Source organism: Actinophytocola gossypii, assembly GCF_025165815.1.
GTDB lineage: Bacteria > Actinomycetota > Actinomycetes > Mycobacteriales > Pseudonocardiaceae > Actinophytocola > Actinophytocola gossypii.
The window spans coordinates 506,155-522,071 of sequence record NZ_JAFFZE010000006.1 but is presented as its reverse complement, the minus strand read 5'-3'; the positions used below and the strand labels follow the sequence as shown (position 1 = coordinate 522,071).

12 protein-coding genes are annotated in these 15,917 nt (G+C 72.9%); 10 read left to right on the top strand and 2 right to left on the bottom strand.

What is annotated here, in order from left to right; genetic code table 11:
• Positions 1–25 precede the first annotated feature (25 nt).
• Genes JT362_RS07075 through JT362_RS07065 form a run of 3 tightly spaced genes read left to right on the top strand, consistent with a single transcriptional unit; the run spans position 26 to position 2,557 of the window.
• Positions 26–454 carry an ATP-binding protein gene (locus JT362_RS07075; protein WP_260190206.1) on the top strand — a complete coding sequence of 143 codons (429 nt, stop codon included), beginning with the start codon at positions 26–28 and terminating at the stop codon, positions 452–454.
• A gap of 53 nt (positions 455–507) precedes the next feature.
• Entirely contained in the window at positions 508–1,362 is an 855-nt protein-coding gene (locus JT362_RS07070) for an SDR family oxidoreductase (RefSeq protein ID WP_260190205.1), read from the top strand.
• 10 nt (positions 1,363–1,372) lie between these two features.
• Positions 1,373–2,557 (top strand): zinc-dependent alcohol dehydrogenase, encoded by a 1,185-nt coding sequence (locus tag JT362_RS07065; protein ID WP_260190204.1) that lies wholly within the window; start codon positions 1,373–1,375, stop codon positions 2,555–2,557.
• Here the strand turns inward: JT362_RS07065 and JT362_RS07060 are convergent.
• Positions 2,535–3,383: an alpha/beta fold hydrolase gene (locus JT362_RS07060; RefSeq protein ID WP_260190203.1), complete on the bottom strand. Its 849-nt coding sequence runs from the start codon at positions 3,381–3,383 to the stop codon at positions 2,535–2,537. The two genes, JT362_RS07065 and JT362_RS07060, sit on opposite strands and share 23 nt — an antisense overlap.
• Positions 3,384–3,437: 54 nt before the next feature.
• Here JT362_RS07060 and JT362_RS07055 point away from each other — a divergent pair, with 54 nt between their 5' ends.
• A complete protein-coding gene (locus JT362_RS07055; RefSeq protein ID WP_260190202.1) occupies positions 3,438–3,800 on the top strand; it encodes a MerR family transcriptional regulator in 363 nt (120 codons plus the stop codon).
• Here JT362_RS07055 and JT362_RS07050 read toward each other — a convergent pair whose 3' ends face one another.
• Positions 3,801–4,100: a DUF4235 domain-containing protein gene (locus JT362_RS07050; RefSeq protein ID WP_260190201.1), complete on the bottom strand. Its 300-nt coding sequence runs from the start codon at positions 4,098–4,100 to the stop codon at positions 3,801–3,803. It lies immediately after the preceding gene.
• A gap of 99 nt (positions 4,101–4,199) precedes the next feature.
• On the opposite strand from JT362_RS07050, the gene JT362_RS07045 reads away from it, so the two are divergent.
• The 6 genes from JT362_RS07045 to JT362_RS07020 all read left to right on the top strand — a co-directional run bounded on the left by JT362_RS07045 (position 4,200) and on the right by JT362_RS07020 (position 15,914).
• Positions 4,200–4,523, top strand: a complete 324-nt coding sequence (locus JT362_RS07045) for a DUF3140 domain-containing protein (protein ID WP_260190200.1) — start codon at positions 4,200–4,202, stop codon at positions 4,521–4,523.
• A 346-nt stretch (positions 4,524–4,869) separates the two neighbouring features.
• Positions 4,870–5,070, top strand: a complete 201-nt coding sequence (locus JT362_RS07040; protein WP_260190199.1) for an MbtH family protein — start codon at positions 4,870–4,872, stop codon at positions 5,068–5,070.
• Between the two features lie 75 nt (positions 5,071–5,145).
• Positions 5,146–10,737, top strand: coding sequence for a non-ribosomal peptide synthetase (locus JT362_RS07035; RefSeq protein WP_260190198.1), 5,592 nt, complete (start codon positions 5,146–5,148; stop codon positions 10,735–10,737).
• A gap of 130 nt (positions 10,738–10,867) precedes the next feature.
• The gene (locus JT362_RS07030) at positions 10,868–13,939 is read left to right on the top strand and encodes a non-ribosomal peptide synthetase (protein WP_260190197.1); all 3,072 of its coding nucleotides are present in this window, start codon (positions 10,868–10,870) and stop codon (positions 13,937–13,939) included.
• Complete coding sequence (locus tag JT362_RS07025; protein WP_260190196.1) at positions 13,936–15,240, top strand: FAD-dependent oxidoreductase; 1,305 nt, start codon at positions 13,936–13,938, stop codon at positions 15,238–15,240. Before JT362_RS07030 ends, JT362_RS07025 begins: the two co-directional genes overlap by 4 nt.
• Positions 15,237–15,914, top strand: coding sequence for a DUF6875 domain-containing protein (locus tag JT362_RS07020; RefSeq protein ID WP_260190195.1), 678 nt, complete (start codon positions 15,237–15,239; stop codon positions 15,912–15,914). Before JT362_RS07025 ends, JT362_RS07020 begins: the two co-directional genes overlap by 4 nt.
• Positions 15,915–15,917: the final 3 nt, after the last annotated feature.

Sequence of the window (15,917 nt, the reverse complement as noted above, 5' to 3'; positions counted from 1 at the left end):
CCGGAGGCGGAAAGGGGACTCCGGAGTGAACGCAGGGCAACAACAGCTCGACGACGTCCCGGAGGGCGACCTCCATTTCCGAGTACCCGCAGCCGCCGCGCGGCTGACCGGGTTGCGCCATGCGCTGTCCGAGTGGGCCGAGCAGTGCGGGTTGTCCGAGGAGGACCGGGACGCGCTGACCCTCGCCAGCTACGAGGCCATGGCCAACAGCGTGGAGCACGCGTATGTGGGGCAGTTGCAGGGAGTGCTCGACCTGCGCGCGGTGCGTGACGAGGAGCAGGGTCGGGTGGTGGTGACCGTGACCGACTACGGCCAGTGGAAACCACCCCCGATCGACCCCGGCTCACGCGGCCGCGGCCTGCCGTTGATCCGCGGCCTCACCCCCGACGCCAACATCACCCCGTCCGAGCACGGCACCACCGTCTCCATGTCCTGGCCCATCTCCGGCGCATGAACGCCGCCTGAAATCTCCCGTGTGACCCGCCACCGCGCGGGTAACCCGCCGACATGGCGGAGCGGAAACAACCCCCACAGCAGCAGGCCCACCCCGGCTCGACCGACGAGATGACTCCGGAGCCGAGGGACTCGATGTCCGACTACCAGGGCCGTGACCTGCTCCGGCACCGCCGGGCCCTGATCACCGGCGGCGACTCCGGCATCGGCCGGGCGGTCGCGATCGCGTTCGCCAAGGAGGGCGCGGACGTCGCGATCGCGTATCTCTCCGAGCACGACGACGCCAAGCAGACCGCGGAGCTGGTGCGCGCGGAAGGCCGGATGTGCGAGCTGATCCCCGGCGACCTCGGCGACCGGAAACACTGCCGGGACACGGTCGAGCGGACCGTGTCGGCACTGGGCGGCCTGGACGTCCTGGTGAACAACGTGGCCACGCAGGAGCCGGCCGACACGCCGGCCGAGATCACCGACGAGCGTTGGCTGCGGACGTTCGAGGTGAACATCCACAGCTACTTCCGGGTCACGGCGGCCGCGTTGCCGCACCTGGAGGAGGGCAGCGCGATCATCAACACCGGTTCGGTGAACGGGTTGCGCGGCAACAAGACGCTGATCGACTACTCGGCGACCAAGGGCGCGGTGCACGCGTGGACGTACGCGATGGCGCAGGCGTTGGTGGACCGGGGAATCCGGGTCAACTGTGTGGCGCCCGGTCCGGTGTGGACACCGCTGATCCCGTCCACGCTGCCGACCGAGCACGTGGAGAGCTTCGGCGGCAACACCCCGTACGGCCGGGTCGCCCAGCCCGACGAGCTGGCGCCGTCGTACGTGTTCTTCGCGTCGAACCAGCTCTCGTCCTACTACAGCGGTGAGGTGCTGGCCGCACTCGGCGGCGAGACCCACCCCGGATAAGGAGACCAGCGTGAAAGCCGTTACCTGGCACGGGAAGCGCGACGTGCGGGTGGACACCGTGCCCGACCCGAAACTCCAGGAGCCGACCGACGCGATCGTGCGGATCACCAGTACCGGGGTGTGCGGGTCGGACCTGCACCTGTACGAGGTGCTGGGCTCGTTCATGCGGGAGGGCGACATCCTCGGCCACGAGCCGATGGGGATCGTCGAGGAGGTCGGCTCCTCGGTGCCGAACCTGAAGCCGGGCGACCGCGTGGTGGTGCCGTTCAACATCTCGTGCGGCCACTGCTACATGTGCGAGCAGGGCCTGCAGAGCCAGTGCGAGACGACGCAGGTGCGCGCCCAGGACAAGGGCGCGTCGCTGTTCGGCTACACGAAGCTGTACGGCGGGGTGCCCGGTGGGCAGGCGGAGTACCTGCGGGTGCCGCAGGCGCACTACGGCCCGGTGACGGTGCCGGACGGGCCGCCGGACGAGCGGTTCGTGTACCTGTCGGACGTGGTGCCGACCGCGTGGCAGGCGGTGGCGTACGCCGACGTGCCGGACGGCGGGAGCCTGGCGGTGTTCGGGCTCGGTCCGATCGGCCAGATGTGCTGCCGGATCGCGCGGCACCAGGGCGTGGAGAAGGTCATCGGTGTCGACCTGGTTCCCGAACGCCTTGCCCTGGCGGCGAAGTACGGCGTGACCCCGGTGGACCTGACCGAGCCGGGCGACGTCGGCGACAAGATCCGCGAGCTGACCGCGGGCCGGGGCGCCGACTCGGTGATCGACGCGGTCGGGATGGAGGCGCACGGCTCGCCGGCCGGGAAGATCGCCCAACAGCTGACGACGCTGCTGCCGAAGCCGGTGGCGGCGAAGATGACCGAGAAGGCGGGCGTGGACCGGCTGGGCGCGCTGCTGTCCTCCGTCGACGCGGTGCGGCGGGGCGGAACGGTGTCGCTGTCGGGTGTGTACGGCGGCATGGTGGACCCGATCCCGATGATGCAGCTGTTCGACAAGCAGATCCAGCTGCGGATGGGCCAGGCCAACGTCCGCCGCTGGATGGACGACATCCTCCCCCTGGTGACCCGCGACGACGACCCGCTCGGCGTCGAGGACCTGGCGACGCACAAGCTCCCCCTGGCCGACGCGCCGCACGCGTACGAGATCTTCCAGAAGAAGCAGGACGGCGCGATCAAGATCCTGCTACGGCCCTGAACCACTCGTCGAGAGCCGAGGACACCGCCGACGGAGCCTCGACCGGGGCGAGGTGCCCGACGTCGGCCAGTTCGGTCACGGGTGGGGTTCCGGGGAGCAGGGCGCGCAGCTCGAACGCCTGGTCCACCGGGAGCCAGGGATCTCGCGTCCCCCACCCGATGCCGACCGGGCAGCGCACGTGCCCGAGGCGCTCGACGACCGGTCGAGTGTGCTCGGGGCTGAGCGCGGCGATCTGGCGGTAGAAGGCCGGTTGGCCGGTCTCCCCCAGCCAGGGTCGGGCCAGGGCGTCGACCCGGGCGGTGCTCAGCTGGTGACGTGCCGCGCCCGCGACGTACTCCTTCACCAGGGCGCCGTGGAGTGCGGCCGGGAGCGCGGAGAAGACGTCGGGGTGGTCCGCGACCAGGCGGAAGAAGGGTGACCCCCACGGATCGAGGGTCACGACGTCCCAGAGGAACAGGCCCGCGTACTCGGCGCCGTGGAGCAGGTGCGCCCCGAGCGCCACGGCTCCGCCGATGTCGTGTGCGACGACGTGTGGCGTGTCGAGCCCCCAGTGCGAGAGCAGCGCGGCGAACCGGGCCACCTGGGCGGGAAGGTCGACCGGGACCGCCGGGTCCTTGGTCGACCGGCCGTAGCCGGGCATGTCCCACAGGAACACCCGGTGGCCGGCGCTCAGGTGCCGGGCCACCTCGGCCCACACCTGGGCCGACCACGGCGTGCCGTGGCACAGCACGACGTCTCCCACCGGTGGTCGTTCCGGTTCCAGGACGTAGGTCGCGATGCTCGCCCCGTCGATCATGACGGGAACTGGCGTCTCGGTCGGGTTCATGCCCGGACGGTAGGACCTCAGGTCGACCTGAGGTCAAGCGGCGACAATGAGCGCATGAAGATCGGAGAGGCCGCCAGCAGGCTCGGCGTCGCGGTGCACGTGCTCAGGCACTGGGACGACGAGGGTGTCGTGGTGCCCGACCGCACGCCGTCGGGGCATCGCGAGTACACCGAGGAGCACTTCCACCGCCTGCGTGTGCTGCGGGCGTGCCAGGGCGTCGGGATGAGCCTGCCGGAGATCCGGCAGGTTCTGCACCGGGACGAGCCCGAGCGGGTCGGTGTGATCGAGCGGCGACTGCACCTGATCCGAACGCAACGAGCACGACTCGAGGCCGCGGAACGGTTCCTCGTTCACGTGGTCGACTGCGAACACGACCTGCTCACCAGGTGCGAACGGTGCGGTCAGTACGCCACGTGATCACTTCTTCTTCGTCTTCTTCTTGCCGGAGTCGTCGTCGGGCCAGGTGCCGGTGACCTTGCGGTAGCCGATGGCGCCGCTGCGGTCGATGGCCGCCCGGACGCCGCCGAAGATCGCGCCCTGGATGACCGCGGCCAGCAGGATCTGGCTCCACGTGCGGTTCTTGTCGGTTGGCTCGGGGGCCTCGCGGTCGCCGGTGATGGCCTCCCAGACCTTGCCGAACACGGCACTGGCGGCGACGCCGCCGAGCACGCCGAACAGGAGCCCCAACGGCTTGTAGATCAGCTTGTGCTTGCTCAACTCGTCCTCCCGTAATCTCGCGTCTCACGTACCCCGGCACGGGTGCCGCTACGCATCCTCGTGGGTTTCGGACCCCCGTCGCAGGGGTAGGCGACTCCAATGATCGACGAAGCGCTGTGGCAGGAGTTCCACGAGGTCGTCAACATGACCTCCCGGGAGCTGTCCGACTGGCTGCGCACCCGGGACGCCGACGAGGACACCGAGGCCGTGCCCGACCAGGCCGGCACCCCCACCGGGCAGCAGGTGCTGCACGTGCTCGGGAAGCGGCGCGGCGATCTCACCGACGACGACGAGCGGGTCATGCGCAAGGTCGTGGACCGGGTCCGGGCGCAGCGGCGGGAGGACCTCGAACCCGTCGCGGGGCAGACCGCGTGGCGGCACCGGCTCATGTCGATCGGGCACGATCCGTTGAAGCCGGTCTGAGGAGCCGGTCCGAACTGGATCGGTTCAGGCCGTCGGCGTTGGGGCGGTCGGCCTAGGAAGAAGACGCGAAGTCTTCTCACGTTCGACTGGATGGACTAACCCCGCACGGCACATTTCATCGATCGGACCAACGGCGCGAGTGCCGTTCAGGGTATTCGACGCGAATGCAAACGGGAAACATTCCGACGGGTATGCACACTGACATTTGCGTTTCGTACTCGGCTGCTCTCGTATTGTGACACCACTTCCGAAATCGCGTTTCGCATGAGTCCGTTCGGGCGATTCGCCGCACTCACCGTTTCTGTAGCGTCCACGCCGTACAGTGCGCAGGGAAAGGCGTGGGTTCATGAGCACGGGTGACGACCGGCGGTACCAGGTCGTGGTCAACGACGAGGAGCAGTACTCGATCTGGTTGGCGGGCCAGCAACTTCCCGCTGGTTGGCGTCTCGAGGGCACCGAGGGTGAACGCTCGGTCTGCCTGGCGCACATCGACGAGGTGTGGACCGACATGCGGCCGCGCAGCGTCCGGGAACATCTCGCCGGCTGATATTCGCTGACGTTCGCCGGCATTCTTCTTTCACTGGTTTTTTCACTCCGCATTCGCATGCGCGTTGGAGGTCATGTGCGCCCGAAAACAGCGCCGGCGGCGGCGCCGGAGGTGTATCCGGCGTTGCCGTTGCAACAGGGCATGCTCTTCAACGGGCTGCGCGCGCCCGGCGCGGGCATCGACATCGTGCAGTGCGTCGTGCGCTGGCCTGGCCTGGACGTCGCCGCCTACCGGAACGCCTGGGTGCGCGCGGTGGAGCGGCATCCGATCCTGCGGACCGGCTTCCGGCTGGATGGCGACCTCGCCCAGGTGGTGCACGCCGACGTCGAGTTGGACTTCACCGTCCGGGACGAGCGCCTGGACGGCTTTCTCGCGGCCGACCGGGAGCGGGGGTTCGCGTTCGACCGGCCGCCGCTGGTGCGGGTCACCGTGCTCGGCGGCGAGACGATCGTGGTCACGCTGCACCACGCCGTGCTGGACGGGCGGTCGCTGGCGATGCTGCTGGCCGAGGTCGACGACGACTACCGGGGGCTCGGCGAACCGCCGGAACGGCCGAGGTACGCGGACTTCGTCGAGTGGCTCAGCGGGCGGGACGCCGAGGAACGGGAGACCGCGTTCTGGCGCGACCACCTCGACGGCCTGTCCGGGCCGACCCCGCTGCCGTTCGGCCGGGTCGACGACGAGCGCCCGGCCGACCCGGTGGTCTCCTTCACCCTCGACGACGCCGAGACCGCGGCCCTGCGCCGGGTCGCCGACGACGCGGGCGTCACGCTGAACACGATCGTGCACGCGGCCTGGGCACTGGTGCTCGCCGCGCACGCGGGCACCGACGACGTGGTCTTCGGCGTCACCCGCTCGGTCCGGCACGGGTCGGTGCCTGGCGCGAACGACATGGTCGGGATGCTGCTCGCCACCGTGCCGCTGCGGGTGCGGGTCGACAGTGGACGGACGGTCCTGGACTGGCTGGGTGAGCTGCGCCGGCGCGCGCTCGGGGTGCGGGACCACCAGCTGGCGCCGCTCGCCGGGATCCAGCGGCACGCCGGCACCCCGTCGGACGTGCGGCTGCTGAACAGCCTCGTGCTGTTCGAGCGCCAGGACCTGCACACCGTGCTGCGCCAGCACAACCCGCAGTGGCAGGAGCGCACGGTCACCATGCACCGCAGGCTCTGCTACCCGCTCACCGTCTACGCCTTCGCCGAGCCCCGGCTGGCGCTGTCGATCATCCACGACCGCTACCCGCGCGCCGAGGCCGACACGCTCGCCGGACACCTGCGGGCCGCGCTCGTCGCGCTGGCCACGAGCCAGGACCGGACCGTGCGGGAGCTGGAGCTGCTCGCCCCGGGTGAGCGGGAGCGGCTGGCCGGCTGGAGCGGCGCGCCGGGCGCCTACCCGCGCACCGCCACCGTGCCCGGCCTGTTCGCCGCCCAGGTCCGCCGCGACCCGACCGCGCCGGCGGTGCTGGCCGGCGACGGGTGGTGGAGCTACGCGGAGCTGGACCGGCGCGCGGACCGGGTCGCACACGCGCTGCGGGACCGCGGCCTGCGCGTCGAGGAGCCGGTCGGCGTCGCGCTCCCCCGCGGCGCGGAGCTGGTGGCGGCGTTCCTCGGTGTGCTGAAGGCGGGCGGCGCGTACCTGCCGCTCGATCCGGCCAACCCGCCGGCCCGCACGGCGGCCATGCTCGCGGACTGCGGTGCGCGGTTCGTCCTCGCCGACCGGGGGACCGAGGGTCCGGTCGAGACGATCGACCCGGTGGGCCTGCCGGACGCGCCGCCCGGGCCGTGTCCGGCGACGGCCGAGACGATCGCGTACGTCAACTACACCTCCGGCTCCACCGGCAAGCCGAAGGGCGTCGCGGTGCCGCACCGGGGTGTGGTGCGGCTGGTGCACGAGCCGAACTTCGCCACCGTCGGCCCCGGCCAGACGTTCCTGCACGCGTCGGCGACGTCGTTCGACCTGACCACGCTGGAGCTGTGGGGTGCGCTGCTCACCGGCGCCCGCGTGGTGTGCGCGCCGCCAGGACCGCTGGAGGCCACCGAGCTGGCCCGGCTGGTCCGGGAGCACCGGGTGAGCCTGCTGTGGCTGACCGCCGGGCTGTTCCACCAGCTCGTCGAGCACGACCCGGCGACGCTGGCCGAGGTGGACCAGCTGCTCGCCGGCGGCGACGTGCTCGCCCCGGCGGCGGTCCGGGCCGCGCTCGAAGCCCGGGGCGGGCGGCCGGTGACCAACGGGTACGGGCCGACCGAGAACACCACGTTCACCAGCTGCCACACCATGACCGACCCCGCCGAGGCCACCACGACCACCCCGATCGGCCGGCCGGTGCAGCAGACCACCGTGCACGTGCTCGACGCCGACCTGCGTCCGGTGCCCACCGGCGCGCCCGGCGAGCTGTACACCGGCGGCGCCGGCCTGGCCCGCGGCTACCTGAACCGGCCGGCGCTGACCGCCGAGCGGTTCGTGCCGGACCCGTTCGGGCCGCCCGGTTCGCGGCTCTACCGGACCGGCGACCGGGCCCGCTGGCGCACCGACGGGGTGCTCGAGTTCCTCGGGCGCGGCGACAACCAGGTCAAGCTGCGCGGCTACCTGGTGGAGCCGGGTGAGCCGGAGTCGGTGCTGCGCGAACTCCCGGCCGTCGGCGACGCGGCGGTGGTCGTCCAGGGCAGCGGGGAGAACCGGCGCCTGGTCGCCTACCTCACCCCGGCCGACGTGGACCTCGACGCGGTGCGGGCCGCCGTCGCCGAGCGGCTGCCCGACTACCTGCGGCCCGCCGGGTACGTGCCGCTGGCGAAGCTGCCGCTCAACGCGTCCGGCAAGATCGACCGGCGCGCGCTGCCCGCGCCGCCCGCCGCGTCCGGGGACCGGGAGCACGCGCCGCTGACCACCGAGCCGCAGCGGCGGATGGCCGACGTGTGGCGGGCGCTGCTCGGCGCGGACGGCATCGGCTCGGCCGACGACTTCTTCGACCTCGGCGGCAACTCGTTGTCCGCCATGCGGTTGACGTTCCGGGTGCGCGAGGCGTTCGGCGTGGAGCTGCCGATCCGCGAGGTCTACCGGACACGCCGGCTCGCGGAGCTGACCGAGGTGGTCGGCACCCTGTCCGCTTCACCGACCCCGCCGAAGGTGGCGATCGTGCGGCGGGACCGGTCGGCGTACCGGGAGGCGCCGAGCGTGCCGCCGCACCAGGTGGCGCTGGACCGGAACTGGGCGCTGTGGCGGTGGGTGGAGCTGCGCGGCACCGGGTTCGGCGTCGACCCGCTGCTGCGCATCGCCTCCCCGGCCGTCGCGGCCGCCGCGGCCGAGGTCAACCGGCTGGAGCGGGAGTTCTACGCGATCCGCGGCGTCGTGCTCGACTGGATCAAGGCGGCGCTGACCGTCGCGCCGGCCGAGGACAAGCCGCGGCTGCGGCGCGACTCGAAGATGATCTGCAAGGGCCGGCTGGACGAGCTGTCTGCCGAGCTGTCGGACCGCGCGGACGTCGACGACGTCCGTGCCGCCGCCGACCGGCTCGCCGCCGCCCAGGCGCGCTACGCCGAGGCGTTCGCCGCCGCCACCGGCCCGCTCGCCGCCGCCCTGCGGGACGCTGCGGACGACCCGCGGTTCCGGGAGGCGGTCGGCTGGCAGAACCCGCGCGCCCTGCACACCGCCGTCGACTCGCTGCGCCGCGCGGCGGGCGACCCGGCGCGCAACTCGCAGTACCGGCAGTGGGAGGCGCTGGTCACCAGCTACCTGCAGCGCTACGCCACGAAGAACGACACGATCGGCTTCTTCGGCCCGGTCGGCTGGGCGCGGGTGGTCGACGACGCGACCGGCATCGACCAGCGGCCCGGGCCAGGGCTGCTCGCCAACCGCACGGTGTACCTGGAGAACTGGGCGGTGCACGCGCTCGCCGGCGCGTTGTCCACAGAGGACCGGCTGCCGTGGGCGGTGCCGCGCCGGATGCCGTTCGTCGGGATCGAGGGCGACCTGCTGCACGTTCCGCTGCGCAGCCCGCTCGCGCTCGACCCCGACGAGGCCGCCGTGCTCCGCGCGGTCGACGGGCGGCGCACCGCGCACGAGATCGCGGCCGAACTGCCCGGCGTGGACGTGTACGGGGCGTTGCGGAAACTGCGGGACGAGCGGAGGATCGCCTGGGCGTTCGAGGTGTCCCCGGCCGAGCTGGTGCCGCAGGACGCGCTGCGCCGGCAGCTGGCGGCGATCACCGACGACGACGCCCGCGAGCCGGCGCTGGCCGCGCTGGACGAGGTCGAGGCCGGCCGGCGCGCGGTGGCCGCCGCGACCGGCGACCCGGACCGGCTCACCGCCGGGATCGCCGCGCTGCAGGAGGCGTTCACCCGGCACACCGGTGCCGCCGCGGTCCGCAGGCCCGGCCAGTTCTACGCCGGCCGCACGCTGGTGCACGAGGAGTGCCGCCGCGACACCGAGGTGACGATCGGGCCGGACGTGCTGGCCACGCTGTGGCCGCCGCTGACCCTGCTGCTGGAGAGCGCGCGCTGGTTCACCTCCGCCGGTGCGGCGCTGTACCGGCGGGCGCTGCGCGACATCCACCGGGAGCGCGCCACCGCGACGGGTGCGTCGACGCTGCGGTTCGCGGACTTCTGGCTGTGGGCCAACGACGTGATCTTCCGGCTCGACCAGCGGGTGGTCGGCAGGCTGACCGGTGCGCTGCAGGAGCGGTGGGCCGGCATCCTCGACATCGACCGGGACGCGCGCGCGGTCACGTTCACCGCGGACGCCGTGCGGGACCAGGTGAGCGCCGCGTTCGCCGCGCGCCGGCCCGGGTGGCGCAGCGCCGTGCAGCACAGCCCGGACGTGCTGGTCGCCGCGAAGGACGCCGCCGCCGCGCGGGCCGGGGACGTCACGTGGGTGCTCGGCGAGCTGCACGCCGGGGTGAACACCATGCGGTCGGCGTTGTTCGTCTCCCAGCACCCGGACGCGGCGCAGCTGCACGCCGGCATGGTCCACGACCTCGGCGGACCGAGGATCGTGCTGGCCGCGACCCGCGAAGAGGGCGGCACCCCGCAGCGGCTGTCCGACGCGCTGGTGCAGCCGCGCGACCTGCGGGTGGTGTCCGCGCACGACGCGTGCGGCCCGGACCTGGCCGGCGCGCTGCTCGTCGCCGACCTGCTGGTGTCCGAGGTGGACGGCCGGCTGGTGGTGCACGACCGGGACGGCGGGCACCGGATGGACCTGGTGGAGCTGCTGAACGAGCAGCTGATGGGCCAGCTGGTGCAGCAGTTCAAGATCATGCCGACCGCGCCGCACACGCCGAGGGTGTCGATCGACCGGCTCGTGGTCAGCCGCGAGACCTGGCGGCTTCCCGTCGAGAGCCTGGCGTTCGCGTTCGCCGCCGACGAGCCGGCCCGGTTCCGGCTGGCGCAGGCGTGGCGCGAGACGCACGGCATGCCCCGGTTCCTGTTCGTCAAGAGCCCGGTGGAGCTCAAGCCGTTCTTCGTCGACCTGGCGAGCCTGCCGTCGGTCGAGCTGCTCGGCCGCGCGGTCCGCGCGATGGACCGCGAGGAGCCGGGCGGCGTGCTGACCGTCGGCGAGATGCTGCCCGGCCCGGACGAGCTGTGGCTGACCGACGCCGCCGGCGCCAGATACACCGCGGAGCTCCGCCTGGTCGCGGTCGACCGGCGTGGCGTGAACCCTTTGGAAGGACAGTCGTGAGACACCTCCGGTCAACGTCCGAAACCGCCACCTCAGGGGAACGTGACGCGACCCAGCCACAAGTACGTGACCAGGCCGAACCCAAGCTCCCCCAGGCGACCAACAGGGAAGAATTCGGGGAGGCGGTCTAGTGTTCGTCTTCCCCACCTCGTCCGGGCAGCGTCGGCTGTGGCTGCTGGACCAGCTCATCCCGGGCAGTCCGGCCTACAACCTTGGCTGGCGGGTGACGCTGACCGGGCCGCTGGACCCCGGGCGGCTCACCGAGGCACTGCGCGCGGTCGTCGGCAGGCACGAGGCGTTGCGCACCACGTTCGCCGCCACCGACGGGGTGCCGACGCAGGTGGTGACGCCGCGTACGCACGTGCCGCTGGTCGCCATCGAGCCGTCCGAAGTGGACGCTCTGGTGCGGGAGCCGTTCGACCTGGCCGGCGGTCCGCTGCTGCGCGCCGGGCTGGTACGGCACTCCGCCGAGGCGCACGAGCTGATCCTGGTGGTGCACCACGCGGTCGTGGACGGCTGGTCGTGCGCGATCCTGTTCGACGAGCTGGCTCGCTGCTACGGCCGCACGCCGCTGCCCGAGCCGCCGCTGCAGTACCCGGACTACGCGGTGTGGCAACGGGAGCAGGCCGAGGCCAACAGCTTCGCCGGCGCCGCCCGGTACTGGACCGAGGCGCTGGCCGGCATCCCGACCGTGCTGCCGCTGCCGACCGACCGCCCGCACACCGCCGCCCGCGGCCGAGGCGCGGAGCTGGTGACCGACCTGGAACCGGCGCCCGGCGCGTCGTTCGGGGAGCTGCTCGCGGTGTTCCAGGCGGTGCTGCACCGGCTGTCCGGGCAGGCCGAGTTCCTGGTCGCCACCCCGGTGTCCGCACGCACCCGGCCGGAGACCGAGCACCTGGTCGGGTTCCTGGCCAACACGCTCGCGCTGCCAGCCCGGATCACGCCGGAGACCACGTTCGCCCAGCTCGCCGACGCCACCCAGGGTGCGGTCGAGGACGCGCTGGCGCACCAGGAGCTGCCGTTCGAGCAGTTGGTCGACCTGCTCGCGCCGCAGCGCAGCATGGCGCACGCGCCGCTGGTGCAGACGATGTTCTCGGTCGAGCCGAAACCCGCTCCCGCCACGGTGGACGGGGTGACGTTCGCACCGGAGCTGCTGGGCAACGGCGGCTCGAAGTTCGACCTGTTCCTGACCGTCGAGCCGGGTGCCGACCGGTGGCGGGCCAGGTGGAACTACGACACCGACCTGTTCGACGAGGCCACCGTGGCCGGCTTCGCCGAGATCTACGCGGTGGCGTTGCGCGCGGCGCGGACCGGCCGGGACCGGCCGGTCGCCGAGCTGCCGCTGACCACCGCGACCCCGCCGGTCACCGCGGTGCGGCCGGGCGGCGCGATCCAGGTGGACCTGCGCCGGTTCGGCGACGCGCCCGCGGTGGCCGGCCCGGACGGCACCCGCACCTACGCCGAGCTCGACGCGGAGGCGAACCGGCTCGCGCACCTGCTGCGCGCCAACGGGGTCGGCCAGGACGTGCCGGTCGCGCTGTGCCTGGCCAGGGGTACGCGGGTGCCGCTGGCCGTGCTCGCCACCTGGCGCGCGGGCGGCGGGTACCTGCCACTCGACCCGTCCTGGCCGGTGGACCGGCTGACCACGATGGCCAGCGACGCCGGCGCCCCGGTGCTGGTCACGCACGCCGCCGCGGCGGTCGAGCTGCCCGGTGACTGGACCGTGATCGACCTGGACACCGTGGACCTGTCCGCACAACCGGACACGCCGCCGGAGGTCGAGGTGCCGCCGACGGCGCTGGCGTACCTGCTCTACACCTCCGGCTCCACCGGGCGGCCCAAGGGCGTCGCGGTGACCAGGGGCGGGGTGGCGAACCTGCTGGGCGCGATGGACGAGCTGCTGGACCTCTCCCCCGCCGACCGGCTGGCGTCGATCACCACGCCGTCGTTCGACGTGTCGGTGGTGGAGATGTTCGCGCCGCTGCTGCGCGGGGCGTCGGTGACGTTCGTCGCGGCCGACGAGGTCGCCGACGGGCACCGGCTGCGGGAACGGATCACCGACGCGACCGTCGTGCAGGGCACGCCGTCCGCGTGGCGGATGATCGTCGCAGCCGGTGGGGTGCCGGCCGGGGTGCGGCTGCGGGTGACCGGCGGCGAGGCGCTGACCCGCGACCTGGCCGACGCGCTGCTCGCCGACGACGCGGTGCTGATCGACGGGTACGGGCCGACCGAGACCACGGTGTACTCCGCCGCCGGCCGCGTTCCCCCGGCGCCGTACCCGATCCGGCTCGGCCCGGCGGTGGGCGGCAGCACGCTGCACGTGCTCGACCCGAACCTGGCGCAGGTACCGGACGGGGTGATCGGCGAGCTGCACATCGGCGGCGCCGGCGTTGCCCGCGGCTACCGGAACCTGCCGGCGCTGACCGCCGAGAAGTTCCGGCCCGACCCGTTCAGCGCCACCCCGGGCGCGCGGCTCTACGCCACCGGCGACCTGGTGCGCCGGCGCGGTGGCGGGCTGGAGTTCCTCGGCCGGGCCGACCACCAGGTGAAGGTACGCGGGTTCCGGATCGAGCTGGGCGAGGTCGAGGCGGCGCTGCGGGCGCACGACTCGGTGCGGGACGCGGTGGTGACCACGTGGTCGGCCGGGGACGCGGACGTGCGGCTGGTCGCCTACCTGGTGCCGCGCCGGCGGGTCGGCACCGCGGAGCTGCGGCCGTGGCTGGCGCGGCGGCTGCCGGACTACATGCACCCGAGCCGGTACGTGATGCTCGACGCACTGCCGACCACGCCGACCGGCAAGGTCGACCGGGCGGCGCTGCCGGAACCGGTGTGGACCAGGGAGCGCACGCACACCGTGGCGCCGCGTACCGACACCGAGCGCCGGCTGGCCACGATCTGGCGCGAGGTGCTCAGCCTTGGCCCGGACACCCCGCTCGGCGTGCACGACGACTTCTTCGCGCTCGGCGGGCACTCGCTGACCGCGACCCAGCTGATCGCCCGCATCCGCGGCGGGATGGCGGTCGACCTGCCGCTGGCCGCGCTGTTCACCGCGCCGACGATCGCCGGGCTCGCCGAGTCGGTCGCCGCCGGCCGCACGGGCCGCGCCGACGGCCCCCGCACCCTGCTCGACCAGCTCGACGAGCTGTCCGACGCCGAGGTGGACCGCCTGCTCACCACCCTGATCGAGGACGGTGAGCTGTGAGCCACATCGTCATCGCCGGCGCCGGCCTCGCCGGGTCGCTGGCGGCGGTGTACCTCGCCGGGCGGGGGCACGAGGTCCGGGTGGTCGAGCGCCGGCCCGACCCGCGTACGTCCACCCCGGACGGGCGGTCGATCAACCTCGGACTGTCCCAGCGCGGCATCACGGCGCTGCGCGAGGTCGGGCTGCTGGACGAGCTGTGGGGCAGGACCACGCCGATGCGCGGCCGGATGGTGCACACCGACGCCGGCACCTCGTTCCACCCGTACGGCACCGCCGACGACGAGATCCTGCACTCGATCCTGCGGGACGACCTGAACGCCGCGCTGATCGGCCGCGCCGAGGCCGACGGCGTCCGGTTCGACTTCGAGCACAAGGTGGTCGCACTCGACCGGTCGCTGCCGGTGTTGACCGTCCACGACGGACAGTTTACCCACGAGCTGAAGGCCGACCTGGTGCTCGGCGCGGACGGCGCGTTCTCGACCGTGCGCACGCTCCTGCACCGGGGCACCCGCGCCGAACTGCACCAGGAGTTCATGGACTGGGGCTACAAGGAGATCACCGTCCCGGCGAACCCCGACACCCGGTTGGAGGCGCTGCACCTGTGGCCGGGCCGGGCCGGGCTGGTGGTCGCGCACCCGAACCACGACGGCACGCTGACCGCGACGGTGTTCCTGCCGTTCGACGGGGACGACTCGTTCGCCGAGCTGACCACGCCGTCGGCGGTCCGCCGGCTGTTCGCCACCCAGTTCGCCGACCTGGCCTCGCTGGTGCCCGACCTGGTCGAGCAGTTCCTGGCCCACCCGACCGGGAACCTGGTCACCATCCGCACCGCGCCCTGGCAGCACGAGGGCCGGGTGGTGCTCCTCGGCGACGCCGCGCACGCGGTGTACCCGTTCTACGGCCAGGGCATGAACGCCGCGTTCGAGGACTGCTCGGTGCTCGACACCTGCCTCGCCGAGCACGACGACATCCCCGGCGCGCTGCGCGAGTTCGAGCGGCGCCGCCGGCGGCACACCGACGTGCTCGCCGCGCTGTCCAAGGAGAACTTCCTGGAACTGCGGGACGGCATGCGCTCCCCGCTGTTCCTCGCCCGCAAGAAGGCGGACCTGCTGCTGCACAAGGCGTTCCCGAACACCTGGCGGCCGCTCTACACGATGATCGCGCACACCACGACGCCCTACGCCGACGCGCTGGCGAGGGCCCGCCGGCAGGACCGCGCGCTCGCCGCGGCGGCCGTGACGGTCGCGGGAACCGTGGTCGCCGCGCTCGCCCGATCCAGAAGGCAGGTGCCCGGTCGATGATCACCCATCCGACCCTCGACGTACCCCCGCTCGCCGAGCCGCGCGACCTCGACGGCGGCACGATCCCCGAGGCCCTGCGACCGTGGGCCGAACCGCTGCATGACACCCTCGCCTGGGCGCGCCAGTACCTCTGCGAGCCGCACCCCGAGCTGGGCCGCAAGGGCAACGTCTGCCCGTTCGCCGACGGCGCGCTGTCCCGCGACACCTTCTACATGGCCGTGTGCGCCGGCAAGCCCGCCGGGTCGGAGGAGATCGCGGAGACCGTCACGCACTACCGCGACTGGTTCCTCGACCTGCCGCCGCGCACCGGGGCGGGCGCGCAGTTCAAGACGATCCTGGTGCTGTTCCCCGAGCTGACCCGCCCCGACCTGCCGGTGATCGACGCCGCGCAACGGCTGCTGAAGGCCGCGTACGTGGCGCGCGGGCTGATGATCGGCGAGTTCCACGACGGCCCGCCGGACAAGGCGGGCCTGTGGAACGCCGAGTTCCGGCCGCTGCGCAGCCCGGTGCCGCTGCTGGCGATCCGGCACATGGTGGCCACCGACTTCCCGTTCCTGTCCCTCGACGACGACCACGTCGCCGCGTACCTCCAGCTGTTCGGCGACCGGGTGCCGCCGCACCTGCGCGGCCAGGTGAGCCAGGCGTCCTCCCGGCTCGGAAAGGCCCTTCCGTGACTC

Coding starts and splice junctions, on each gene's coding strand:
- JT362_RS07070 (WP_260190205.1), top strand. CDS start 508: ATGGCGGAGCGGAAACAACCCCCACAGCAGCAGGCCCACCCCGGCTCG.
- JT362_RS07060 (WP_260190203.1), bottom strand. CDS start 3,383: ATGAACCCGACCGAGACGCCAGTTCCCGTCATGATCGACGGGGCGAGC.
- JT362_RS07055 (WP_260190202.1), top strand. CDS start 3,438: ATGAAGATCGGAGAGGCCGCCAGCAGGCTCGGCGTCGCGGTGCACGTG.
- JT362_RS07045 (WP_260190200.1), top strand. CDS start 4,200: ATGATCGACGAAGCGCTGTGGCAGGAGTTCCACGAGGTCGTCAACATG.
- JT362_RS07040 (WP_260190199.1), top strand. CDS start 4,870: ATGAGCACGGGTGACGACCGGCGGTACCAGGTCGTGGTCAACGACGAG.
- JT362_RS07020 (WP_260190195.1), top strand. CDS start 15,237: ATGATCACCCATCCGACCCTCGACGTACCCCCGCTCGCCGAGCCGCGC.